Source organism: Herpetosiphon giganteus, from assembly GCF_016907925.1.
Taxonomy (GTDB): domain Bacteria; phylum Chloroflexota; class Chloroflexia; order Chloroflexales; family Herpetosiphonaceae; genus Herpetosiphon; species Herpetosiphon giganteus.
Map to the genome: position 1 here is coordinate 193,935 of NZ_JAFBCZ010000006.1, position 25,296 is coordinate 219,230.

The 25,296-nt window shown below is 52.5% G+C and carries 19 protein-coding genes and 1 riboswitch; of the genes, 8 read left to right on the forward strand and 11 right to left on the reverse strand.

The features are described 5' to 3' along the window. Window positions 1–5: 5 nt before the first annotated feature. The 5 genes from pknB to JOD20_RS07720 all read left to right on the forward strand — a co-directional run bounded on the left by pknB (window position 6) and on the right by JOD20_RS07720 (window position 6,174). On the forward strand, window positions 6–1,817 hold the full coding sequence (gene pknB / locus JOD20_RS07700; protein WP_204754709.1) for a Stk1 family PASTA domain-containing Ser/Thr kinase: 1,812 nt from the start codon (window positions 6–8) through the stop codon (window positions 1,815–1,817). Between the two features lie 53 nt (window positions 1,818–1,870). Continuing rightward, window positions 1,871–2,365: a hypothetical protein gene (locus tag JOD20_RS07705; protein ID WP_204754710.1), complete on the forward strand. Its 495-nt coding sequence runs from the start codon at window positions 1,871–1,873 to the stop codon at window positions 2,363–2,365. A 200-nt stretch (window positions 2,366–2,565) separates the two neighbouring features. Continuing rightward, window positions 2,566–3,771, forward strand: a complete 1,206-nt coding sequence (locus tag JOD20_RS07710) for a phospholipase D-like domain-containing protein (protein ID WP_204754711.1) — start codon at window positions 2,566–2,568, stop codon at window positions 3,769–3,771. 9 nt (window positions 3,772–3,780) lie between these two features. Next, a complete protein-coding gene (locus tag JOD20_RS07715) occupies window positions 3,781–5,034 on the forward strand; it encodes a glycosyltransferase family 4 protein (protein WP_204754712.1) in 1,254 nt (417 codons plus the stop codon). Window positions 5,035–5,340: 306 nt separating this feature from the next. Continuing rightward, window positions 5,341–6,174, forward strand: a complete 834-nt coding sequence (locus JOD20_RS07720) for an alpha/beta hydrolase (protein ID WP_204754713.1) — start codon at window positions 5,341–5,343, stop codon at window positions 6,172–6,174. On the opposite strand, the gene JOD20_RS07725 is transcribed toward JOD20_RS07720, so the two are convergent. Then, the gene (locus JOD20_RS07725) at window positions 6,171–6,785 is read right to left on the reverse strand and encodes a TetR/AcrR family transcriptional regulator (RefSeq protein ID WP_204754714.1); all 615 of its coding nucleotides are present in this window, start codon (window positions 6,783–6,785) and stop codon (window positions 6,171–6,173) included. The two genes, JOD20_RS07720 and JOD20_RS07725, sit on opposite strands and share 4 nt — an antisense overlap. A 94-nt stretch (window positions 6,786–6,879) precedes the next feature. Between JOD20_RS07725 and JOD20_RS07730 the strand changes: the two genes are divergently transcribed. The 3 genes from JOD20_RS07730 to JOD20_RS07740 are packed head-to-tail and all read left to right on the forward strand — an operon-like array spanning window position 6,880 to window position 10,553. Next, window positions 6,880–7,746, forward strand: coding sequence for an alpha/beta fold hydrolase (locus tag JOD20_RS07730; protein WP_204754715.1), 867 nt, complete (start codon window positions 6,880–6,882; stop codon window positions 7,744–7,746). A 45-nt stretch (window positions 7,747–7,791) separates the two neighbouring features. Continuing rightward, window positions 7,792–9,441: a PAS domain S-box protein gene (locus JOD20_RS07735; protein ID WP_204754716.1), complete on the forward strand. Its 1,650-nt coding sequence runs from the start codon at window positions 7,792–7,794 to the stop codon at window positions 9,439–9,441. A gap of 23 nt (window positions 9,442–9,464) precedes the next feature. Continuing rightward, window positions 9,465–10,553, forward strand: coding sequence for a phosphotransferase family protein (locus JOD20_RS07740; protein WP_204754717.1), 1,089 nt, complete (start codon window positions 9,465–9,467; stop codon window positions 10,551–10,553). Between the two features lie 406 nt (window positions 10,554–10,959). On the opposite strand, the gene JOD20_RS07745 is transcribed toward JOD20_RS07740, so the two are convergent. From JOD20_RS07745 to cobO, 10 genes are all read right to left on the reverse strand, one after another. Further along, window positions 10,960–12,432 (reverse strand): cobyric acid synthase, encoded by a 1,473-nt coding sequence (locus JOD20_RS07745; RefSeq protein ID WP_204754718.1) that lies wholly within the window; start codon window positions 12,430–12,432, stop codon window positions 10,960–10,962. Then, window positions 12,414–13,583: a pyridoxal phosphate-dependent aminotransferase gene (locus JOD20_RS07750; RefSeq protein WP_204754719.1), complete on the reverse strand. Its 1,170-nt coding sequence runs from the start codon at window positions 13,581–13,583 to the stop codon at window positions 12,414–12,416. Before JOD20_RS07750 ends, JOD20_RS07745 begins: the two co-directional genes overlap by 19 nt. Then, window positions 13,580–14,125 carry a bifunctional adenosylcobinamide kinase/adenosylcobinamide-phosphate guanylyltransferase gene (gene cobU / locus JOD20_RS07755; RefSeq protein WP_204754720.1) on the reverse strand — a complete coding sequence of 182 codons (546 nt, stop codon included), beginning with the start codon at window positions 14,123–14,125 and terminating at the stop codon, window positions 13,580–13,582. Before cobU ends, JOD20_RS07750 begins: the two co-directional genes overlap by 4 nt. Beyond that, window positions 14,113–14,961 (reverse strand): ABC transporter ATP-binding protein, encoded by an 849-nt coding sequence (locus tag JOD20_RS07760; RefSeq protein WP_204754721.1) that lies wholly within the window; start codon window positions 14,959–14,961, stop codon window positions 14,113–14,115. The genes cobU and JOD20_RS07760 overlap by 13 nt, the downstream gene beginning before the upstream one ends. Window positions 14,962–15,364: 403 nt before the next feature. Further along, window positions 15,365–16,462, reverse strand: coding sequence for a FecCD family ABC transporter permease (locus JOD20_RS07765; protein ID WP_338034178.1), 1,098 nt, complete (start codon window positions 16,460–16,462; stop codon window positions 15,365–15,367). A 20-nt stretch (window positions 16,463–16,482) separates the two neighbouring features. After that, the gene (locus JOD20_RS07770) at window positions 16,483–17,562 is read right to left on the reverse strand and encodes an ABC transporter substrate-binding protein (protein WP_204754722.1); all 1,080 of its coding nucleotides are present in this window, start codon (window positions 17,560–17,562) and stop codon (window positions 16,483–16,485) included. A gap of 150 nt (window positions 17,563–17,712) precedes the next feature. Beyond that, window positions 17,713–18,642: an adenosylcobinamide-phosphate synthase CbiB gene (gene cbiB / locus JOD20_RS07775; RefSeq protein WP_239583768.1), complete on the reverse strand. Its 930-nt coding sequence runs from the start codon at window positions 18,640–18,642 to the stop codon at window positions 17,713–17,715. After that, window positions 18,602–19,366, reverse strand: coding sequence for a class I SAM-dependent methyltransferase (locus JOD20_RS07780; RefSeq protein ID WP_204754723.1), 765 nt, complete (start codon window positions 19,364–19,366; stop codon window positions 18,602–18,604). The genes cbiB and JOD20_RS07780 overlap by 41 nt, the downstream gene beginning before the upstream one ends. Further along, complete coding sequence (locus JOD20_RS07785; protein ID WP_204754724.1) at window positions 19,363–23,670, reverse strand: cobaltochelatase subunit CobN; 4,308 nt, start codon at window positions 23,668–23,670, stop codon at window positions 19,363–19,365. The genes JOD20_RS07780 and JOD20_RS07785 overlap by 4 nt, the downstream gene beginning before the upstream one ends. Beyond that, window positions 23,670–24,701 carry a cob(I)yrinic acid a,c-diamide adenosyltransferase gene (gene cobO / locus JOD20_RS07790; RefSeq protein ID WP_239583769.1) on the reverse strand — a complete coding sequence of 344 codons (1,032 nt, stop codon included), beginning with the start codon at window positions 24,699–24,701 and terminating at the stop codon, window positions 23,670–23,672. The genes JOD20_RS07785 and cobO overlap by 1 nt, the downstream gene beginning before the upstream one ends. 136 nt (window positions 24,702–24,837) lie before the next feature. Next, a riboswitch (cobalamin riboswitch) is annotated at window positions 24,838–24,980 on the reverse strand. Window positions 24,981–25,296: the final 316 nt, after the last annotated feature.

Sequence of the window (25,296 nt, forward strand, 5' to 3'; positions counted from 1 at the left end):
GGGCGATGAGCGAACAACCACGAATTCTCAATAATCGCTATCAATTAGAGCGAAAATTAGGCCAAGGCGGCATGGCAACGGTGTATCTTGGGCGCGATTTGCGGCTCAATCGACCAGTTGCGATTAAAGTGTTACACGGCCAATATGCCAGTGACGAACAATTTTTGCGCCGCTTTAAGCACGAAGCCGATGCAGCCGCTCAGTTGGGTCATCCCAATATTGTGCGGGTTTACGATATTGGAGCCGAGGGCGATTTTCATTATATTGTGATGGAATACGTCCAAGGCACTGATCTCAAAGAGATTATTGAGTTGCAAGCGCCGTTGCCTGTGCCACGCACGCTGGCGATTGTGCGCCAAATTGCCGAAGCCTTGCAGGCTGCTCACGATAGCGGCTTGGTGCACCGCGATGTTAAGCCGCAAAACGTGCTGATCGATTCCAACGATTATGCGCGCTTGAGCGATTTTGGTATCGCCAAAAGCAAGCAATCATCTGCATTAACCGACCCAGGCACGACCTTTGGTACTGCCGATTATTTGGCTCCCGAACAGGCCCAAGGCTTGGGTGCAACCCCGCTTTCCGATGTTTATGCCTTGGGCGTGTTGACCTATGAGATGTTAACTGGACGCTTGCCGTTCAGCGGCGATTCGCCGTTGGCAGTGGCTTTGCAGCATATTCAAGCAACACCGCCAGCCTTGCGCAACTACAACCCTTCGATTCCGCCGCAGCTTGAGGCGATTGTGCTCCAAGCAATGGCCAAAGATCCTGCCCAGCGGCCTCAATCGGCGCGTGCGTTTGCCGAATTGTTGCGGCTCTATCGCGAGCGCGGCAACCAAGCAACCATGGCCGTGCCGTCGGCGAATGTAGGGCGTGTGCCTGCTGCCCAAGAGCCTGCCGACGTGCGCCCACCACGCCAACAACCAGCGCCACAAGCGCGGCCCCGCCAAAACTATGCCCCGCCATTGGCTGCCCAACAGCCAGTGCCGATGAATCCAAGCACTGAAAAACGCCAATCGTCTGGCTGTGGCTTGTGGGTTGTGGCAATTTTATTGTTGGTCGGAATTGGCGCTTTGGCCTATGTCTTGATGTTTACCAATGTGATGGACTCGATAACCCAAGCCTTTGGTGGCAAGCAAGCGACCCAAGTTGTGCCAACCGGCGAGCCAACACCCGCCCCAGAAATGGTCGAAGTGCCACCATTGGTTGGCAAAAGCGAGAGCGAAGTGCTTGAACTACTCAAATCGCTTGAGCTTGGCGAGCAACGCAAAGCGCCACGCAACGACCTTGCACCTGCTGCAACCGTGATTGAGCAAGATATTGCGCCTGGAACCAAAGTTGCCAAAGGCACAGTTATTCCGTTTACTTTGAGTTTAGGCCCGGCCCAAGTCGAAATTGACGATGTGACGCGCCAACAATTTGAGGTTGCTTCGGATACGCTGACCCGCGCTGGCTTTAAGGTGATCCGCAAAGATGCGCCGAATCAGACAATTCCTGCGGGCTTTGTCTTGAGCCAAAATCCCCCAGCGGGGCTGAAATTGGCCCAAGGCAGCGAGATCGAATTGGTCGTTAGCATTGGCGATATGGTGACGTTTCCCAATATCATTGGGATTAAACGAGCCGATGCTGAGGCGATTTTGGCTGCGCGCAGCGATTTACGCTTGGATATTGTCGACGAGCAAGGCCCAGATTTGATTCCGAATTTCGATAGTGTGGAGCCAAATACGGTGGTCAGTGCAACCGCCAATGGTCAGCCAGTCGAAAATGGCAATTTTATTCCACGCAATAGCGTGATTGTGATTGGCGTGCGCCGTCCATAGCAGCAATATCAGCAGTTGCGGTAGCATCTACGCTAAGCCAAAGGAGGATTCCGATGAGTCTTGAACGATTAGCAGCTTTCGAACGCCTTGCCAACAACGAGCGTTTGACCGACAACTTGACTGATACAACTGCCAAAGCGCTGTTACGTTGGGCTGAGCAACAACTTCAGGCTGGGGTTGCCGAAGATGCAGTGTTGCAAGCAGCACACCAAGCCAATCGCGATGATCTTGTTGATGTAAGTGGGGTCTTGGCGGCGGCAAATGCTGCGTTAAATAAAGCGCATACGGCAGTGGTTGCTCATACAACTCCCGCGCCTGATCCTGCTGCCCAAGCTGGTCGGGCTGCCGCCAATGCCTTAAATCAATCAGCGGCAACGATTGCCAGCCAAATGGCCAAGCTTGGCCAAAACGTGCTGGCGAGCGCTGGCCAAGCTGCCAGCAACCAAAGCACCATTACCAGCAAACTTAATCGCATTGGCGCAACCTTGGGAGCGAATGCCCGCCCCCGTTCACATCGCATCAAGCGTCGGCGTGGCTGGCGCGGCTGAGAACATAGAGCAAAGAGCATAGAACATAGGAATCAGGGGTCAGGGGCTCGGGGTTAGGGTGCAGTTGATCTCAAACCTTTATGTTTCCTGTTCTGGTTGTCTATAACTGCGTCTAACAATTAATAATCTGCCCAGGTAGCTATAAACTGGCCCCTGATCCCTAGACCCTGACCCCTACTATTCTACTGAAAGGCTGATCTATGGCGCGTAGCAAATCAACGACGAAGCTCAAGCCTTGGCAAATTATCCTGATTCTGCTGATTGCGGGATTGGTGTATTGCTATCAAGAGGGCTATTTTGATCGCTGGCTTGGGCGCACCAGCGATCAGCCAACGAGCGTGGCCCAGCCAACCTTGCCAGCCAATCAGCCTGATGCCAATGCTGTGGCGGCGGCGATTGACCCGAATAAAGCTTCTGTGGCTCAAGGCGCGTGGTATCAAGTTTTCTTCACCCGCCCAAGCTACCCCGAAAAAGCTGCTGGGCGCAAAGGTGGAGTTGATGCAGGCATCATTGCCGATATTGATGCTGCCAAAAGTACAATTTATATTGCTTCATTCGATTTTGATTTGGATTTGATGACCGATGCGTTGATTCGGGCCAAAAAACGCAAAGTCAAAGTGCAATTGGTGGTTGATGACGAAAACTTGGCGGCTCCAGAAGTTGCTGAAACCACAGGCCGTTTGGAAGCTGCCAAAATTCCAATTACCTGGGATGAACGCTCAGCCTTTATGCACAATAAAATCGTTGTGATCGATGATGCGATTGTTTGGACTGGCTCGATGAATTTAGTGGTAAACGATGTTTATCGCAATAACAATAATATGCTTCGTTCGCGCGTTCCCGAGTTGGTTGCCAATTATCGCCAGCGTTTTCTTGATTTGTTTGCAGGCAACATGGGTGGCAAAGCTCCCAAAAATACACCGCATCCAGTGATTAAATTAGCTGGTGGCGTGCAAATTGAAACCTATTTCTCGCCAGTTGATAAACCACGCGCCAAAATTGTCAACTACATAAAAAATGCAAAACAATCGGTTAATGTGCTAGCATTTTCGTTTACCGACGATGATACTGCCCAAGCGTTGATCAATCGCCATAAAGCAGGCGTAGAAGTTGAAGTCGTGATGGAAGCACGGAATGCTGATGGTACTGGCTCGGAATTTGGCATTTTGGAAAAAGCAGGCATTCCAATTTTTCGCGATGCGAATTGTTATATTTTACATAATAAAACAATGGTGATTGATGAAAAAATTGTGATTACCGGATCATATAATTTTACCGCTGCTGCTGAAAATAATAACGACGAAAATTTATTGATTATCACTGATCCTGATTTGGCGCGGCATTACATGGCCGAATTCGATCGGTTGTATGCCCAAGCCAAAAATCCTGCTGGTTGTGGCCGTTAGCGAGTATTCATGCGGATTTTACAAGTTATTCAGCGCTATTATCCATATATTGGTGGTTCGGAGCAAGTTTGCCAAGTGATTGCTGAACGCTTGGCTGCCGAAGGTCATACGGTCGATGTTTGGACAAGCAACGCTTGGGATCTTGACCATTTTTGGGCCAAAGGTCGACGCACCATCGATCAGCCAAACGAACAGCATAATGGCGTAGCGATTCGGCGTTTTCCGGTGGTTCGCGCGCCTTGCCCAAAAATGGTCTACCCAATTTTGCGCCGCGCAATGTTGGAAATGGGGCGCTTGCCAGCCACCAGTGGATTGTTGATGGCGCTCAGCCAAATCACGCCGCGCTTGCCAGCCTTCAACCGTGCGCTGCGCCAGCAGATCGATCAATTCGATTTGGTGCATGCTGCCAACATTACCTTGGATTTTATGCTGATTCCGGCCTTGAAATACGCCAAGCAGGCTAAAATTCCGTTTGTAATTTCGCCCTATGTGCATTTGGGCGTGCCAGGCGATCGCTCGTTAGTGCGCTATTATACAATGCCTCATCATATTAAATTGATGCAACAAGCAGATCGGGTGATTGTGCAAACGCCGCTCGAAGCCGATTATTTGGCCGATTGCGGGATTCCACGGGCAACGATGCGTTGCATTGGCGTGGGGGTTGAGCCAAGCGAATTAGCTGGTGGCGATGCTGAGCGTTTTCGCCAAGAAACTGGCATTCAGCAGCCATTTGTGTTGTATATCGGCACGTTGGCCAAAGAAAAAGGCGCATTTGACCTGATTCGCGCGATGGAGCAGCTTTGGGCAAGTGGCCGCGATGAGCATTTGGTAATGGTTGGCACACCGATGGCCCATTTCGAGCAGCTTTGGGAGACGCTTGACCCTTCCAGCAAGCAACGGATTCATGTCTTTGCGCGTGCGCCGCAAGAACGCAAACGTGATGCTTTGGCAGCAGCAAGCCTGTTTGCCATGCCATCACGCACCGATTCGTTTGGCATTGTCTACCTTGAGGCGTGGTTGTATCGTTTGCCCGTGATTGGCGCACGGGCTGGTGGCGTGCCAGCGGTGATTCGCGATGGCGAAACAGGCTTATTGGTCGATTATGGCAATGTTGCTCAATTAACCAGCAGCTTGGCCAAACTCCTGACCGAGCCAGCCCTTGCCGAGCAGCTTGGCCAACGCGGCTATGCGCAAACCCTAGCCGAGCTAACGTGGGAGCATAAATATGCCCAAATTCGGGCGGTCTACGAAGAATTAATTTAGAGCATAGAACATAGAACATAGAAGTTGGGGATCGGGGGCTGGGGATCGGGGTTTAACACAGCGGCGCAGAGCAAATAATTATGAAGGATGAAGGATGAACGCAAAAGTCAGAAGTCAGAAGAAGGCTATGGGCTTTTGGCTATCGCGATATGTTTTGGTATTGTACATATTCCGGTAGCCTATCGCCCATAGCCTATCGCCATCACTTCTTCGCGCTCTTCGCGGTTGCATCCTTCGTGGCTTTTGTGGAGCAAAACCGATCCCCGATTCCCGACAACCGATCCCTAAAAACAGAAAGGCCTATCAATGGAACATACAACGGCAACCTTTACTGGCGTTCACAACACCACAATTTTTTATCAAACATGGCGGCCAGCTACGCCCAAGGCAACCGTGGTAGTGGTGCATGGCTATGCAGAGCACAGCGGGCGCTATCGGCATGTGGCCGAGGCCTTGGTTGCTGCCAACTACAGCGTTTGGGCGCTTGATCATCGCGGTCATGGCCAATCGCAAGGCAATCGCGCCACCGTCAAGCATTTCGAAGAGTTTGTCAACGATTTAGCCAGTTTTGTGCGGTTGGTGCGCGATAAAGAGCCAAATGGGCCGCTCTTTATGCTTGGCCATAGCATGGGTGGCTTGATCAGCACGCTCTACACCTTGGAATATGGCCATAATCTGCATGGCTTGGTTCTGACTGGTCCAGCCTTCAAAGTCGATGCCAAAACCCCAAAAGCGGTGGTTAAAGTTGGTGCGTTTATTAGCAAATTTCTGCCGCAGCTGCCAGTTGCGCCGTTTGATCCCCAATGGAACAGCCGCGATCCCAAGGTTGTCGAGGCCTTCAAGGCTGATGAGCTGAATTATAAAGGCGGCATCAAATCGCAAATGGGCACGGCGATGATTAATGCAACACGGGTGATCGATCAACGGGCTAGCGAAATTAGCTTGCCAGTGCTGATGTTGCAAGGCTTGGATGATCGTTTAGTTAGCCCTGAGGCGGCAATTCACGCCTTTGGCCTGTTTAAATCGCAGGATAAAACCTTGCACACCTACCCAGGCTTGTATCACGAAGTGCTGAACGAGCCAGAACAAACCACATTAATTCCCTTGATTATCGAATGGCTTGATGCGCATATGGCCTAAGTTTGGCCATATTTCAAGCCATTCCAAAGTAGTTTTGCGCTATTGCGAACTAAGCGCTCCGAATCAATTGCACCTTGTTGCGAGGTAATTTGATCTTGGAGCGCGAGGGTTGCCAAACCATGCACCGCCGCCCACGCCGTGAAGGCCAATTGCCGCGGCTCGCCTGCGCCAATCAGACCTGCTGCTTGGCCGCGTTGAATTGTGCCCACTAACACCCCAAAACTGGCTTGAGCAGCAGTATGAGTTGCGGGATATTGCAAGCGATCAACCCCCGAAACCCCAAACATTACCCGAAATAAGGGCGCATTGTTCAGGGCAAATTGCACATAGGCAATGCCACATTGAAAAAATTGCTCGCGTGGATCTGCACTGTGCTGCATCACCTCAGCTTCAACAAATGCCGCTAATTGCTCAAACCCTGCACAGGCCAAAGCCGCTACCAACGCCTCTTTATTGGGAAAATGGCGATAGGCCGCCGCATGGCTCACCCCCGCCTCACGACTAATCGCCCGTAAACTGAGCGCTTCAAAGCCTTGGCTCGTCAGCTGTTGTTTGGCAATGACCAACAGCGCTTGGCGCAAATCGCCATGATGATAGCGTTCTTCAATCATTCAAATACCTCTATGTTGACAGTGGTAACATTGCTTATTACAATAGTTGATATGCATTTAACCAGCGACAAATTGGCAGCTTTTAGGGGAACATATGGCAACTCAAACAATAAAACTTCCGTGGCAAGCGCGTTTGCTGCGCAATGGGATTGGCGGCCTGAGCTATGTTGCGCCGCAGCTTGCAGGGCGCATGGTGCTCAAGCTTTTTCTACAGCCACGACGGGCGGCAGGCAACAAAAGCTCAAAATTTCTCCAATCGGCGCAGCGTTTGCAGGTAGAGCACAACGCGCTACGTTTGCAATCCTATCGCTGGGGCACTGGTACACGCAAAGCATTGCTGGTGCATGGTTGGGAGCATGATGCCCGGCGCTGGCATGCCTTGGCTCCGCGTTTGGTTGCGCTTGGTTACGAAGTTACCGCAATCGATGGTCCAGCCCACGGCGCTTCCGAAGGCACGACTACCAGCATTCCCGATTTTAGTGCAGCGTTAGCCGCCACCGTGCAGCAACTTGGCCTCTTCGATCTGATTGTTGCGCACTCGTTTGGGGCAGCTTGTAGCGCATGGATGCTTGGCATGCTGGGCGTTCCACAGCCGCAACGGGTTGTGCTGATGGGCGCGCCGACCAGTGGCGAATATATGACTGGCGCGTTTGCCGATGGCTTTGGCCTATCGCAACGCCTAAAACGCTTATTCAACCAAGCTTTACAGCACGAATTTGGCCAGCCAGCAAGCTATTATGCCATGAAATCGATGCCAACCGAGCATTTACCGCCAGCCTTAATTGTGCACGACCGCAATGATCTACGGGTTGATTTCCGTTATGGCCAAGAATTACAGCAACATTGGCCTAACTCAGAACTTTTGGCTACCAGCAAACTAGGACATAGCGGCATCCTGCATTCGACAGAAGTACTAGATAAGATCGTGACCTTTGTGGGAGGCGCAGATCACCCTAGATAGCGGACACTAAAGCGATCAGCAAATACTAAACCGAGGAGGCACGGAATGGGCACAGATGTGTATGTGGATCAGGATGAAACGACCAGTGACCTACAGCAAAAAATCATCGCCTTGCGTGCCCAGATCTCCATTTATGAACAAATTTTGGATACGATTCCAGATTTGATTCTCTACAAAGGTCCTGGCTCGCACATTCGCTACGCCAATCGAGCTTTTCGCGAATATTATGGGATGAACGAGCAGCAGCTGCAAGATGTAATTGATGCTGAATTCAACCAACCAAGCTATACCGAGCAATATGTGCGCGATGATGCCCAGGTTTTTGAAACTGGTGTGCCGTTGCTGATTAGTTCCGAGCCAGTCACGCGGCATAATGGCGAGGTGCATCTTTTTTCGACGACCAAGCATCCAATTCGTAACCAAACAGGCGAAATTATTGGCACGGTTGGCATTTCACACGATCTCAGCAGCGATGTTGCAACTTCAGCAGCATTGACTGAAAACGAAGCTCGTTTGCAACGAATTATTGAAAACGTGCCCGGCATGGTTTATCAATTTTTGCTCGAACCAGACCATACAATGCACTTTCCCTTTGTTAGCACTGGTAGCCGCGATATTTATGGCCTTGAGCCAGAGGCAATTATGCGCGATGCTAGCATTGTGACCGAGGCGGTCAATCCAAGCGATCGAGTTCGCTTCCAAGAAGCCATTATGGAATCGGCGCGCACGCTCGAACCATGGCGCTGGGAAGGTCGGGTCTACATCGATGGCCAAGAAAATTGGCTACAAGGTGCGTCGCGTCCGACCCGCCTGATCAACGGGGCAATTCTGTGGGATGGCCTGTTGCTGAATATTACTGAGCAGAAGCAGGCCGAAGCATTGTTGGGGCGCTTTGATACGATTTTGAGTTCGACAAACGATATTGTGGCAATCGCTGATCTCTCGGGCAAGATGCAATATCTCAATCCAGCGGCGCGGCGTTTATTAGCAATTGAGCCAACTGATGCGGCGAATCAATTAAGCTGGGATGATCTGCACCCCGACAAAAGCGAGCAGCAATGGCTGGCCAAAACCTTGCACCATGCTCAAGTTCATGGCTCGTGGATGGGCGAGCATGAACTTAAACCAGCTCATGGTCAACGCTTGCCAGTGATGTATCAAATGCTTTGCCACTATGATGTTGATCAACAGCCAAGCTTCTTTTCGGTGATTGCCCACGACATTAGCGACCAAAAACAGGCCGAGGCCGAGCGCCAACGCTTGCACGAAGAAATTATTCGCACCCAACAACAAGCCCTGATTGAACTCTCGACTCCGCTGATTCCAATTGCCGACACGGTGGTGCTGTTGCCGTTGGTTGGCAGCGTGGATACAGCGCGTGCCCAGCAATTTATGGAAACCCTGCTCGAAGGCGTGCATATCAACAAAGCCCAAATTGCGATCGTTGATGTGACCGGCGTTCCGGTGATGGATACCCAAGTTGCGGGCTTGCTGATTCGGGCGGCCAACAGCGTTCAGCTACTAGGCGCACGCGTAATTATCACGGGCATTCGGCCTGAATTGGCCCAAACCTTGGTTACTTTGGGGATTGATTTCCGTTCGATCATGACGCATAGTAGCCTGCAACAAGGAATCACCTATGCGATCAATGTGACCCGTGGGCAGCAATTTAATGTGAGGCATCGCGGCAATTGATCGTCAGCTGTTAAGGAGCGATCATGCGCGTACTCCATTCGTTGAGCGACCTCTCGTTGGCGTGGCTGATTGAGCACCTACAGCCGTGGTTGGGCGCTGGCACGATTCGCCATTTTCAGCTGATCGAAGAACATGCCGCCAATTCGCAAATTGGCCATATTCAATTGCAATTGTTTCGCACGCCGCTCAAAGCACCACGCCAACTTGTGCTCAAAATTACCCATGATCACCATGGTGCGCATGAAGTCGCAATTTATGAGTATGCGCAAAACAATGATCTGTTGCACCTGCCAATGGTTGCCTGCTATGCTGCTGGCTACGATGCGGCCTCTGGTGATGCCAATTGTTTGCTGGCCGATGTTAGCGAAACTCATGAGCCAGCGATTGATCGGAAAGCGTTAATTGCTGGCGAGAGCGTGCCAAAAGAGCAACGCCGCTTTATGTGTATTGATGCCTTGGCCCAATTGCATTCCTCGTGGTGGGAAGCAGCGCCACTAGGCCAAGCCGCTTCAGCGTTTGCGCTGCGCTGGTGGTATAACGATGCAACGGCGCATGCTCAGCATGTTCAACGTCGGCAGCACGAATGGCAGCAATTTCTCTCCCGCCATGGCTCAATTCTCAACGGCGCATTGCATGATCGCCTGACCACAACCTTAAACGCCTTGCCAACCCTTTGGCAACGCTGGCTTGAGCCACGGGTTAGCAGCGGCAAGCAATTAACCCTTTCGCAGGGCGATTGCTATTTCAACCAATTTTTCTGCCCCAAAGACCCGCATGCCGAAGATGCTTATCTGTTGGATTTTGGTGACGCTTCGGCCAACTTGCCAACCTACGATTTGGTCTATCTGCTGGCCACGTTTTGGAATCCGACCCAACGGGCGTTGGCTGAAGAGCAATTGTTGCGGCGCTATTTAGCTGGCTTGATCGGCGCGGGGATTAATTATTCGTGGCAACAACTTTGCAACGATTATCGCTTGATGTTGGCCTATATGCTGTTTGACCCGATTTGGAATGCAGTTGCTGGCGCTGATCAGGCTTATTGGTGGCCGAAACTGCAATGCCTCGCCGCAACCAACGATGAATGGCAGTGTGAGCAGTTGTGGCAGGAGTAGAGCAAAGAGCAAAGAGCATAGAACATAGGGGTAAAGGCAAAAGTCAGAAGGCAAAAGGCAGAAGGCAAAAGGCAAAAATCAATAGCTGAGAGCCAATAGCTGTACTGGTTCATTAGATTGATAACCAGCGGCATGCACTCACCCCAGCCCCTCGCCCACTGAACGCGGGCGAGGGGAGCTCTGATTCAGCGGTTCCCCCTCGCCTGTTCGACGGGAGAGGGGGCTAGGGGGTGAGGGGGAAACCGTCGTTAACGCAATGTACCAGTACAAATAGCCAATAGCCTGATCTCTGATCACTGACGTTATGTTCTATGCTCTTTGTTCTATGTTCTTTTTGGCCACAGATTACACAGATTATTGGGATTATGTTCCAAAAGCCAAAAGCCAATAGCCAATAGCCTAATATCTATGTTCTTTTTTGCTTTCCATTCAATAGTTTTGCTAGTAAATTTGGCTCCAAGGCTTTTTCAACGTGGTCGGCAAGGCGCTCGAAGGGATCGCTTGCTGGCTGTGTGGTTTGTGCTTGCCAGCCGAGGCTACCGAGCCATGCATGGCGAAAAGCTTGGTTGGCGAAAATGCCATGCAGATAACAACCCCAAACCTTGCCATCAGCCCGCATACAGCCATCGGCGTGGCTGGAGCCTGCTAGTTCAATCGTCAACGCTGCTTGATCGGCGAGCAGTTCGCTGCGACCTAAGTGAATTTCATAGCCTGTCAGCGGGCAATCCTTGGCCCATGGCAAATGGCTGGTAGCCTGCACTTGGCGGGTTTGTTTTTCGGCGCTAAATACGGTTGTGATGGGCAAAAGGCCTAAGCCTGCCAGACTGCCGCCGTTACCTTCGAGCGATTGTGGATCATCAATCTGTTGGCCGAGCAGCTGATAGCCACCGCAAATGCCGACGATTGGGCCTTGAAATTGTTGAATTGGCTGATCGAAGCCCTGCTCGCTAAGCCATTGGCGGGCGGCCAGCGTGTGCTTTGTGCCTGGCACAATTAACGCGTGGCAATGGGCTAATTCATGCGGCTGCTTGATATAGCGCACTACTACGCCCTGTTCTTGCGCCAACGGATCAAAATCGTCGAAGTTGGCAATGGCAGGTAGTTGAATGACCCCAATTGTTAATCCCGCCGTAGTTGCCACTTGCGCAGGCCGTTCTAAGGCCACCGCATCTTCTTCGGGCAGGCCAAGCTGCGGCAACCACGGCACAACGCCCAAAACTGGCTTATTGCTGCGCTGTTCGAGCATCGCAATTCCATCAGTAAATAAGGCTGGATCGCCGCGAAAACGATTGACAATCAGGCCAGCGATTAATTGGCGTTCCTCAGGCTCTAGCAACATGAGCGTGCCCAGCATGGCCGCGAAAATTCCGCCAACGTCAATATCGCCAACCAACAAGGTTTGGGCTTGAGCATAGGTTGCGACCCGCATATTGGTGATGTCGTGGGCTTTGAGATTGAGTTCAACTGGGCTGCCAGCGCCCTCGGCAATCACCAAATCATAGTCTTGGCGCAAATTATCGAGGCTGCTGCTGACAATATCCCACAGCATTTGCTTGCGCTGCCAATAATCGATTGCATCAAGGGTGCGCCATGGTCGGCCTTGCACAATAATTTGGCTGCGGCGCTGGCCTTCGGGCTTGATCAAAATCGGATTCATCTGCATGCTGGGTGCGAGCTTGGCGGCGGCTGCTTGCACCGCAATACTGCGGGCAATTTCTTCGCCGTTGGCCGTCACGGCGGCATTGTTGCTCATATTTTGGGCTTTGAACGGCGCAACCCGAATGCCACGGCGAGCGGCGATGCGACACAGCGCACTGACCAAGGTACTTTTACCAACCGACGAAGCAGTTCCAACAACCATCAAAACAGGGGCGAGCATAGGGTTCTCCAAGCTGCAAGCAAGCGCTGATTTTGGTGTGGCTGGCGTGGGGCAATTCGAATCAAGCTGGGCAAGCCAAACGAGCTACAATCACGCACCAAACAGGCGTGCTGCAATAAGGCGCTGCGGGTTTGGGCAGCATTCTGCACTTCAACCAAGAAAAATGGCAAGCAACTTGGCAAAACCCGCAACCCGAGTTGGCCTAATTCAGCCCGTAGCTGATCGCTCCAAGCCCACCATTGGCCAAGCTGTTGCGCTAACCACGTTGAATTTGCCATAATTGCCAAGCCTGCCGCCTGTGCCAAACTATTGACGCTCCATTGTGGCTGCCAGCGCCGCAAGGCCGTGATGATGTTTGGCTTGGCTACAACATAGCCCAAGCGTAAGCCCGCCAAGGCATAGCTTTTGGTCAATGAGTAAAGGTAGATTGTGTGGGGGTTGGGGGCTGGGGACTGGAGATTGGGTTGCGTTCCCTCACCCCCAACCCTTCTCCCACGTAGCGGGCGAGGGGAGTTCAATTCAATAGAATCATTCAATTCCCAACCCCCAACCCCCGACCCCTGACCCCCGACCCCTAGATCGGCATAGGCCAAATCGAGCACCAAATAGCCCTGCACTGTGGCACAGGCTGCTTGAAGTTGCTCAATTGCTTGGGCTGGCAAATAGCTGCCAGTTGGATTATTGGGGTTGCACAGCCAAACCAAGCGTGGGCGATACTCGGCAATCAGTTGGCAGCAGGCAGCAACATCAACCTGAAAGCCAGTTTTGGCGCTTGCTTGATAGCGAATGAGCTGTGCGCCAGCCAAACTGCTGGCATAGGCGTATTCGCCAAAGGTTGGCTCGATTAGCACAACATAATCGTTGGCTTGCAGCAATGCACGGGCAATTAAGTGAATTAGCTCATTGCTGCCATTGCCAATTAATAACTGTTCTGGCGCGCAAGTGTGATGGTTGGCCAGCGCTGCCCGCAACGCCAAACATTGGCGATCAGGATAATGGGCCAAATCGACGGTTGCGAGCGCTGCCCGAATAAAATCTGGCGTGCCAAGTGGGTTGACATTGCTGCTGAAATCGCAGATTTGGCTTGGGTCAAGCCCGTGTTGTTTTAATTCAGCATAATCGATTGCGCCATGGGTTGGCTGTTGCATCATTTGGCCCACGCTGGCTGCAATTGGCGAATTTCGATTGGCAGTCCAGCAATCACCAGATAAACCTCGTTGGCCGCCGCCGCGATCTGCTGGTTGGCACGGCCAATCAGGTCGCGATAGACGCGACCCAAGGCATAGGCGGGCACGATGCCCATGCCAACTTCATTGGTCACGACGATCAGGTGTAAATCGCGGGCTTGCTGAACCGCCAAAATCGCTGCAATTTCAGCTTGGATCACAGATTCGGGCTGGGCTTCGTTGGCCAGCAACAGGTTGCTCACCAATAAAGTCAGACAATCGAGCAAGACCACGCTGCCTCGTGGGAGTTGATTTAATGCTTGGCTGGCTGCCAGTGGCGCTTCGATGGTTTGCCAATGGCTAGGCCGTTGTGCTTGGTGCAGGCCAATTCGCTGCTGCATTTCGCTATCGCCAGCTTGGGCCGTGGCAATGTAATAGACATTTTCTGCTTGCTGGCTGGCATATTGCTCGGCGCGCCAGCTTTTGCCGCTGCGTGCGCCGCCAGTAAATAAGACTAAATGAGCCATGATCGTTCCTTGGGTTGTGGTTGAAGCATTACCAACGGCAGGCCATGGCTGGGGTGTTCGATTAATTGAACTGGCACATCGTAGGCCGCCTCGATTAATTCGCTACGTAGCACGCTGCTTGGTGGGCCAACTGCTTGCAAGCGACCATGGGCCAAGAGCGCAATCCGGTCGGCGCAAAGGCTGGCTTGATTCAGATCGTGCAAGGTCAAAATGACACAAACCCCATCGCTATGCGCCAACTCGCTGACCAATTGCATAATTTCAAGTTGATATTTTAAATCAAGATGGGCGGTTGGCTCATCGAGCAACAAGATGCTTGGTTGCTGGGCCAAGGCGCGGGCGATAATTACCCGCCGTTGTTCGCCGCCCGAAAGCTCGGCCAAGCTCTGGCGACGATATTGAGTTAAATTGAAGCGTTCAAGTAATTGTTCAACGATTGCGCGATCGGCTTTGCTCATTGGCAGCAGCCAACCGCGATGCGGCGTGCGCCCAAGCAGCAGCATTTGCTCAACCATCAGGTCGCTATTGAGGCCATGGTTTTGCGGGGCAAAGGCAATTTGTTGGGCCGCTAAGCGCTGCTTCATCTGCCATAATGGCTGATTATTCAGCCAAATTTGGCCCTGTTGTGGCCGTTGCAGCCGTGCCAAACAACGCAATAACGTACTTTTGCCAGCGCCATTTGGCCCAAGCAAGGCCAACACTTCGCCTTTGGCAGCATCTAAATCAAGCTGGGCAAAAACCTCACGCGCCCCATAGCGACAACTCAGTTGTTCAACCTTTAGGATTGGGGCTTGGGGATCGGGGATCGGGGGCTGGATTTGGCTACCGTTATTCATGGTTAGGTCGACTCCAAAATTGATCCACGAAGGGTCAGTAACCGCGAAGAACGCGAAAAGACACGAAGGTTAAGTTTTTTGGCCACAGATTGCACAGATTGACCCAAATTATGATTCCTATAGCCCATAGCCAATAGCCATATCTTCTCTGCGCCGCTGCGTTAAGCATTGATCCACGAAGCGCACGAAGTGCACGAAGGGCATGGAACCGCGAAGAACACGAAGAGCGCGAAGGCTGTTTTTGGCCACAGATTGTACAGATTGTTTTGATTGTCTTCCTCTAGCCAAAAGCCCATAGCCAATAGCCATATCTTCTCTGCGCCGCTGCGTTAAATCCCAATAGCCAGTAGCCATACATTTTTGGAATTATGTTCTATGCTCTATGTTCTATGTTCTGTAATACTCATCCTTCCATCCTTCCCCCACGTGAGCGCTTGAGCACATACAAAAAGAATGGCCCGCCGAGCATCGCCGTCAAAATGCCAACTGGGAGTTCCAAGGGCGCGGCGATCGTGCGGGCGGTTGTGTCGGCTAGCACCAGCAGCATTGCCCCAATCAAGCCGCTGGCCGGAATCAAGCGCGCATGGTTGGCTCCAAACAGCAAGCGGGCAATATGCGGCGCAATCAAGCCAATAAAACCGATGATGCCGCCATTGGCGACGGTTGCGGCAGTGGTGATGCTGGCGGCGGCAATCACCGCGCTCCGGCTGCGCCACAGTGATAAGCCTAAACTTTGAGCAACCTCATCGCCACAACTCAATGCATCGATGCGGCGCGCAAGCAGCCATAGCCAAGCGATGCCAAGCACAATAAACGGCAAGCTGCTGCGCAAATTATCCCAGCTGCGGCCTGATAAACCGCCAAGCAACCAGGCAAATACTTCATACAACGGCTGCTCGTTCATCAATAATAATAATGAGACGGTTGCTGAAAGCATCGTGCTGAGCGCTGCGCCTGCCAACAGCAAGGCCGTGCGCGGCGCGTGGCCGCCAACTTCGGCAATGCTATACACAACTGCGACTGCCAGCAACGCGCCGATAAAGGCACACAGCGCAATCGCATTAAAACCCAACCATTGCCATTGCACTTGCAAGACAATCGCTAAGGTTGCGCCCAAGGCCGCGCCTCCAGATGCGCCAATCGAAAACGGATCGGCGAGCGGATTTTGAAACAGCCCTTGGAAGGCAGCCCCAGCACTGGCCAACCCAGCGCCAATCAGCGCGGCCAGCAGCATGCGCGCCAGCCGAAAATCCCACACGATTGTCACGGCGGTGCTGTTGGCACTGGGATGATTAGGCTGAACAATGGCTTGCAGCACTGTGCTAGGGCTGAATTTTACTGCGCCAATGCCAAGGCTCACAACCATCGTTAATAGCAAAAGGCTAAGCATGCCGCCAAATGCCAGCAGATCGCGCCAATAGGGCTTGGAGAATAAGCGTGCCAAAACCAACCCTTCAAAACTTGAGCAAGCAGAGCCAGCACTGACTCTGCTTGCAAACACCAATTAAGCTCGTTTGAGGCTTATTTGAACAATTCGGGATACAAGACTTGGCTGATTGCTTCCAAGGCATCGGCCAAACGTGGGCCTGGGCGCGAAAGAATATCACCATCCAGCACAAACACCTTGCCATCCTTGACAGCTTTGATTTCGCTCCAGCCTGGGCGTTGGGCAAGCAGTTCGGCGGTGAACTTGTCGCCGCGTGAGTCAGGCCCGATCAACACCGCTGGTTGGCGATTGAGCACTTCTTCGGCGCTAATTTCGGGATACTCTTCGCTCAATTCGGCGAAAATATTGACCCCGCCGGCAAGCTCAATCATCTGGCCGATGAAGGTTTGCGGGCCAGCAGTCATCAATGGCTCATCATACACTTCGTAGAACACGCTCAATTTATCGGCAGCAGCAAGCGTGCTGGTTTTAGCAGTTACGGCCTTAATTCGTGTTTGCATCGTGGACACAACTTGGGCTGCTTCGGTTTGATGATTGGTAGCTTGGCCAATCAGATTAATGTTTTCGTAGACGGCTTCAAAGGTTTCAGATTTGATTGCAATTACGGGAATATTGGCTTGGGCCAAGGCATCGATGACGGTTTGTTGGCTTTCATCGCCTGAAAACACGACATCGGGCTTGAGCGCCACAATCGTTTCGAGGCTGATCGATTTGGCCGAAAAGCCGCCAATTTGATCGATGCTTTTGGCTGCTTCGGGATAATTGCAATATTTCGTCACGCCAACCAACGCATCACCCGCGCCAACCGCAAACAGTATTTCGGTGTTCGATGGCGCTAACGAAACGATGCGGCTGGGTGCTGCTTGCAAGGTCACTTCGCGGCCAAGGCTATCCTTAATCGTCAAGGGATAGCTGACGCTGGTTGGTCTGCTGACGATAGCGGTTGGGCTAATCGTTGTAGTTGGAGTCAATGTAGCGGTTGCGCTTACTGCCGTGGTGGCGGTTGGTGCTACGGCAGCACTAGCGGTTGTTGCAGTTGCTGGCACGGTTGTCGCTGGAATTTGGGTAATGCTACTTTCGGCAGTCCCACAGGCCACAAGGCTGCTCAACAACAAGAAAACGCTCAAAAATCGGCTAAATCGAACCTTGGTCATTTGAATTGAACCCCATTTTTATAAAGGATGAAGTATGAGGGATGAAGGATGAAATTGTTAAATCAACTCCTTCGTGTCCTTCGCGATCTTAGCGGTTAACATTTACTCACTAATTCTTAGTTTCAGCTTCTCGTTCCTATGTTCTATGTTCTATGTTCTATGTTCTTTAATACTCCCAAGAACTAAACCTGCCACAACCACCACGATCACGCGGCGGGATAGCTGGCGAGCGGTTTGCATTAGGGCTGGGTCGGGCTGGGTTGGGCCGTCGCCAAGCGCATAATGCTCGATTTTGATTAACTGGGTATCCAACGCCCCAGCCATGGCCGCCATGGGCCAACCAGCATTGGGCGAGGCTGTTTTGCTATGATCGCGCCAAGCCACCTGCCATGTTCGTTGGCGTTGGCCATGGGCAACCAACCAAAGCAGGCCTGCCGTCAAGCGCGCAGGAACCAGATTCAGTACATCATCGCAACGGGCGGCAACTTTGCCGAGATATTCAAAGCGTTGATTGCGATAGCCCCACATCGCATCAAAAGTATTGCTCATACGATAGGCCGCCAAGCCCGGCAAGCCTGCTGCCAAATACCAAAACAAGGGCGCAATCACGCTATCTGAGAGATTTTCGGCCAATGATTCAATTGCAGCGGCGGCAACCTCGCTTGGGCTTAGCTCCGCCGTATCGCGACTGACCAAATGCCAGCTCAACAAACGCCGTGCTTCGGCTAAATCATCGGCTGCCAATGCGGTTTGCACCTCGCCAACCGCCCGATCAAGCGCCCGATAGGCCAACAAACTTTGAGCTACCAAGGCTTGAGCCAAGGGATGTTTCGGAATGCTGGTTGCCAAACCTGCGCTCAAGCCCATACCTGCGCTGAGCCAGATTGCACCCCAAGCCAAGCGCGCTGCTTCGTTGTTTGGCGCGAAACGCTCGCCCTGCTTGATCCATTTGCCCATCCAAACCACAGGATGGACGTGGTTGGGCAATTCTGGCAGCAGTGTATCGCAGGCCAAGGCCAATAACGCACTCAACGCTCGTTTAGCCATTGCTTGCTCGCTGGGCAATAATAAACAAGCCATTGCTGCCATCGCCATAGGCTCGATTTTGGTCTAGGCGATGCCACGCGCTCGCCAAACGCAAGCCAGCATTGTTAAGCAAGCGCTGCAATTCGGGCAAATAGTAATGGCGGCGGGTCAGTTCATAGCTCGTGCGTTGGCCAGCATTTAGCACCGTCAAACGATCGGTGCAGGTCATGGCGCTGCGATCGGGAATGACTTCGTACAATTCCAAGCCTTGTTCAGTTTCAGCCCAGCGTTGGCTCGCTTCGGGCAGGGCAAACGGCCAATCGTTGATTCCAAAAATCAGCCAGCCGTTTGGTTGCAGCAAATTGGCTAAATGCTGCAAGCTTTGGGCATCGGCGGCCTCGCTGGGATAGCCACAACAACTGCGGTCGTACAACGAGAAAATCGCATCAAACGGCTGATCGTTAATTTCAATAAAATCTTGTTGGTGAAATTGGCAGTTTTGGCCGTGTTGCTGGGCAAAGGCTTGTGCCGCTTGTAGCAATTCGGGCGCAATATCGATACTCAAAACATGAGCAAAGCCCCGTTCAGCCAGCGCCACACTATGCCGACCCCAACCGCAACCAATTTCCAAAATGCTGGCGTTTGACTCAAGCCCAAGCTGGCCGAGCACAAAATCAAGATCCTGCTGGGCGGCAGCATAATCGGCTTGTTGGCGTTCGGCGCTCAATGTGGCAACTTGGCGCGGCGCAAAATAGCGATACCAATCGTTGTTGTTCATAGCTGGCCTCGCTGTTGCAAATTGCTCAAGCCCAACGATTGGGCGGCTTTGAGCAGATCGATGTCGTGTTGCTCTGGGTCGTGCCATAAATCGCGATCAATCGCCTCAAGCAAGCGTTCGGCAATCGCTTGCCACGCCCATGGGTTGCTGTCGGCAAAGAATTGCTGCATTTCCTCGTCGCGCAAATAGTGCTCTGCAATCGAGTGATACATCCAATCATCAACAACTTGGGCGGTGGCATCGTAGCCAAAGAGATAATCGACGGTGGCAGCTAGCTCCAAAGCACCTTTGTAGCCGTGACGGCGCATACTTTCGAGCCACTTGGGATTGACCACCCGACTGCGAAATACCCGTCGCGCTTCCTCGCGCAAGTCGCGGGTTTGCGGGCGTTGTGGGTTGCTCGAATCGCCAAAGTAGCGGCGTGGATTGCGGCCAGTCAAAGCCCGAATCGTGGCGATCATGCCGCCGTGATATTGCATATAGTCGTCGCTATCAAAAATATCGTGTTCGCGGTTGTCTTGGTTTTTTGTGGCAATTTGCACTTCGCTCAAGGCTGTGCCAAAGGCATCGGCAGCTTCAATCCCATATTCGTCGCTGGTGTAGGCATAGCCGCCCCACGCAATGTAGGCTCGGGCAAAATCTGCGTCATCTTGCCAATTTTGGCTATCGATCAAAGGCAAAATGCCTGCGCCATAACTGCCTGGCTTGCAGCCCCAAACCCGATAACGCGCTTGTTGCTGGGCAATTTCAGGCGCTAGCCCAGTTTTGATCAGCTGCTCGGTGGCGGCAAAGGCTTGTTGCCGAGCAAAATTCTGATCGAGTGGTTCGTCAAGCGCCATCACGGTTTGGGCCGCTTGGTCAAGCAAACTGACCAAATGTGGGAAAGCATCGCGGAAGAAGCCGCTAATTCGACAAACCACATTAATCCGTGGGCGGCCAAGCTCGGCCAAGGGAATCACTTCAACGCCCGTGATGCGACGATTTTCTGCCTGCCACACTGGCCGCACGCCTAACAAAGCCAGCACTTGGGCAATATCATCGCCGTAGGTGCGCATCGCGCTCGTGCCCCAAATGCTGATGCCAACGCTGCGGGGGTAGCTGCCCTCTTCGCGTTGATAGCGCCGAATCAAATCATCGGCCAAATGCTGGCCAACTTGCCACGCCGCCGCGCTGGGCAACGAACGCGGATCGACCGCATAGAAATTGCGGCCTGTCGGCAAGACATGCGCCATGCCCCGAGTTGGTGCGCCGCTTGGCCCCGCCGGAATGTAGCCTCCATTCAAGCTATGCAGCAGGCTGGCAATTTCGGCTCGCGCACTTTCATGCAAATTGGGAATGAGCTGAGCGCAGATAAATTCCAACGGCGTGACCAGCGTTTGATCCCACGCTGCTGCACTGGGCAACAAGCTGGTTTGCAACACTGCTGGAATGGCATCAATTTGCCAGTTTTGGTGTTCTAAATTTTGCAAGATGGTTTTGCAATGCTGTTCGAGCCATGCCGCCGCATCGCCGTTGCTATACAAGGTTTGTTCGCCTAATTGCAGGGGCTGGCTCAAGCGTTCGCCCAAATTGGCTTGCAAGTTATTCCAATCTAGGCCATAGAGCTTGCCAACCGCCACGGGCAAACTTGGCACCTCAAGGTTGGGCAGTTTGGTCAGGTGAAAGAGCAATTCTGGCAGCTGATCGCCTTCGGCCAAAGTTCCCAAAATGTGCAAGCCATCGCGAATTTGCGCTCCGGTCAATTCGCACAAATAGCCTTCAATATCTTCGAGCAGGTGCGCCACTTGGCGGCCTTCCATCTCGGCAAAAGCGGTTGGTGTGCCATCTTCAAGGAACGAGCCATCCCAATCGTGGGTGTGGTCGCCGTGGTTGGCCTTGAGAATAAATTGCAAATCGTCGCTGAGATTGCTGGTTTGCAGCAAGTTCCAAATTTGGCGCTGCAACAAGGGCAATTTATTCGGGTCGAGTTGCTCAACTTGATAATATTCGTTGACCAATTGCGCCAATTCGGCCAACTGGCCGTAGGCTCCGGCGCTGGTCATCGGCGGAGTCATGTGGTCGATGATCACGGCATGGCTGCGGCGCTTGGCCTGATTGCCCTCGCCTGGATCGTTGATGATAAATGGATAAATTACTGGCAAATCAGCAATTAAGGCATCGGGGAAGCACTCGCGGCTGAGGCCAACGCTCTTGCCTGGCAGCCATTCGAGCGTGCCATGTTTGCCCATATGCACCAAGGCATCGGCCTGCCAACCATCGCGTAGCCAGCGGTAGAGCGCATAATAGCTGTGCGGCGGCGGTAAATCGGGCATGTGGTAGATTGCGTTGGGGTCCATGCCATAGCCACGCGGCGGCTGCAAAGCTACAAACACATTGCCAAATTCCAAGCCAGCTAACGCTAAACCTTGCTCGCTCAAATAGGCTGTGCCTGGTGCTTCGCCCCATTGTTTGATTATGCTGGCTTGCAAATTGGCGGGCAATTCTGCAAACCATTGTTGATATTGATCGACTGGCACATGCACCGCTTGAGCTAATTGCTGCTCGGTCAGCCAAGTCTCATCATACGAACAACGATCGATCAAATCGAGCAACAGTTGGTCGCTGCTCGCTGGCAATTTACCAACCTGATAGCCCTCTGCTTGCATGGCGTGGAGCAAGGTCAATAATGAGGCTGGGGCATCTAAGCCAACCGCGTTGCCAACTCGCGAGGCTTTGGCGCTGCTGTTGGTAAACACAAAAGCTATGCGTTTTTCGGCGTTTGGTTTGTGGCGCAAATTGACTAAGCGCCGTGTAATGCCGACCACCCGCTCCACCCGCTCACGGTCTGGCACGTAGCGCACAATGCCAGAATTGGGGTCTTGCTCCTTGAATGAGATTGGCACGGTGATAATTCGGCCATCAAATTCAGGAATCGCCACATTAATTGCGGTATCCAGTGAGCTTAATCCACGGCCTGCCCGTTGCCATTGCTCACGCGAGCGTCCACTAGCAATCGCTTGGATAATCGGTACATTCATTTGTTGCAGCATATCGATTTCCCAACCTGCGAGGGTTGGGCCTTCGGTATTGACGTTGCCCAAGGCAAACGACAAACTGCAAATCAAGGCATCGATCGGCCCCTCTGCTTGCAAACACTCTAAGGCTGCGGGCAGATTATTCGTGCCGCCTTCTTTGAGCGAGTGAGTATAAACCGCTCGTGGTTGCATGCCTTGGGCTTCGATTGCCTGACAAATTGCATCGACAAACTCGGTGTTGCCGCTGAGCATATGTGCTCGATAAAACAGCACGCCCACGGTTGGCTTGGCTGGTTGTGCGCTGGCTTGGCATTGCGCGCTAGTGCAGCCTTCGCAGCGATTGAGTGCTGGCGTGTAGATGCCATGGCGTGGTAATTCTCGCGGCGCATCGTAGCCCCAACCGGTGAGCAACAGGTGGTCGCTCAAACAGGCCAAGGCATTGACTACGTTATCCAAGCCGCCCTGCATAAAGTAGGTGCTGATCAGGTGCGCCAGCGGTACGCCAACATTCGAAAGCGCCATCAATTCAGGGTCAAGCGCTTCGAAGCCAGGCAAATACAGCACAAAGCCATTGGTTTGCTGGGTCCATTGTTGCAAGCGCTCAATGCCATGTTCAAAGCCACGGCTCCCAGAAATTAAGCGTACAACCACAATTTCGGCCTGCGGCAACAACCGATCAAGCAACGTATCGAGCGCCGTTTGATCTTCGGCCTCGCCCACGTTGGCGGTTTGGAGGCTAGTAAAATCGCTTGGCAATTGGCGACGAGCCTGCTCAATCAGCAGAATATCGGTATCAGCTTGGGTCAAAAATACGATGCCATTGCCAAGGCTGGGCTGGCTGGCTGGCAAGGCTGGCGCTTGGCTGATGGCGGCTGGCGCTTGACCATCCCATTTAAAGCCATTGAAGACATGCGGCTTGAGCTTGGCTGGCGCAGGCAGCACCTGATCGGCCTGAATCATGGCTTCGATGTAGTCGTAGAGCGCTACCACCAACTCTGGCTGGTTAAGCGAATGAAACCAAATTGGCTGGCCATCGAACATCAACATGGCCACGTTGGCCAACGGGCATGGCCCCAAACAGCCGCCCATATTCAGATGCACAAGATTGCGCAGCTTGCGGCTTTCCCATTCGTGCTGATGGATTTCGGGCCAAACCGGCGCAAAGCCACGCTCGGTAATGCCGCAGCAGCAGCCATGAGCGCAGATAAACAACATACCGCGTTTATAACCAGCGTTGACCATGCGCCCATCGATGCGCTCGACCATATTGCGTTGCAGACGTTCAGTCATTAGAAATCAATTCCTATTTGGGCGCGAATACCTTGGGTTGTAAATGGATGTTTGATCTCGCGCATCTCGGTCACGAGGTCGGCGTGCTCAATCAGGGCGGCTGGTGCATCGCGGCCCGTAATAATCACATGCAGCAATTCGGGCTTGTTGGCCGCCAACCAAGCCACAACTTCGTTGACATCAAGCCAGCCAAACGCCAACACATAGGTAAATTCATCGAGAATCACAATTTGATATTGATTCGAGCTAATTGCAGTTTTGGCCAGTTCCCAGCCATGCAAGGCTTTGGCTTTGGTCGTATCAAGGTCTTTCGATGTCCAAGTGAAGCCATCGCCAGTGCCACCAAACTCAATTTCCATCTTGGCAGCAGCCCGCGATTCGCCAAATTTGGCATTTTCGTGTTTGAGAAATTGAATCACGCGCACCTTGAGATCGCGACCCCACGCGCGAGTCATCACGCCCAACGCTGCCGAGGTTTTGCCCTTGCCATTGCCAGTATTGACGATGACTAAACCTTTTTTGCCCTTGCGCAATTTGCGTACTTGCTCGCGATAGCGGCGTTTTTCCTCGGTTGAATGCAATTGGGTACCAGCAACGACGATTGGCTCCAATTGCTCAACTGCATCATCAGCATGCAATTCAATTGGATTAAACGCCTGATCGCCGCGCACTGCCGGAGCGTATTCTGGCTCTTGGCCTGCTGGATAAAGCCGATGAAAAATTGCTGCTTCAACTGGCTCGCCATTGATAAGATGCTCTTGAACGATCTGTTCAACCAATTCCGCATCAAGCTGTTGATACCAAATGCCTTCGGGATAGACCACCGCAATTGGGCCGCGTTGGCAGACCCCCAAACAACTAACGGTCGAGCATTTAACTCGTTCGGGATTGCGCAATTTGCGCCGATCGCCAAGCTGTTCGAGGGCGTGTTGGGCCAACGCCGCGCCATCAGCATCGCCGTTGCATTGATCACCAGTGCAAATAAATAAATGGCGGCCATAGGCACGCATCGTCAGTGGGGCATCGCTCATGCTGGCTCCGTTAGGCGACACACCAGCATGCAAACAGCCAAGAAAAAACCTCTTCGGCTCATGCCAAAGAGGAAAAGAGGCACTAAACCCAGCAGGGCCTAGCAACTCCTTCCCTGATCCGCGAGGGAAATGTTGGAGTGTCGATGAGTTTGTGGCGGGTTATCGGGCTTGAAGCAAGGCTTCCTACCGTTGCGGGACAGCGCCAGACTTGGACTGGCTTCCCCCATTGCGCGTTTGTGTCATCCGGGACAGCAACGCACCACAAACAAGTTGTAAATTGCAGCCGCGATTATACGGGCAACCCTGAGTTAAAGTCAAAAGAAAGTATGAAGGATGAAAGCAAAAGTCAAAAGTCAAAAGTCAGAAGTCAGAAGTCAGAAGTCAGAAGTCAGAAGAAAGGATGAAAATGTTAACCGCGAAGAGTGCGACGGACGCGAAGTTGTATTTGCTGAATGTCTGAATTGCGTTCAAATCCTATCGAACTCAGAACCCAACATTCGTACTCTTTGTGTCCTTCGTGGACCAATTGCTTAACGCAGCGGCGCAGAGCGAAGAACGTAAGAAGGATAAATTATGAGGGGATGAAAGATTGGAC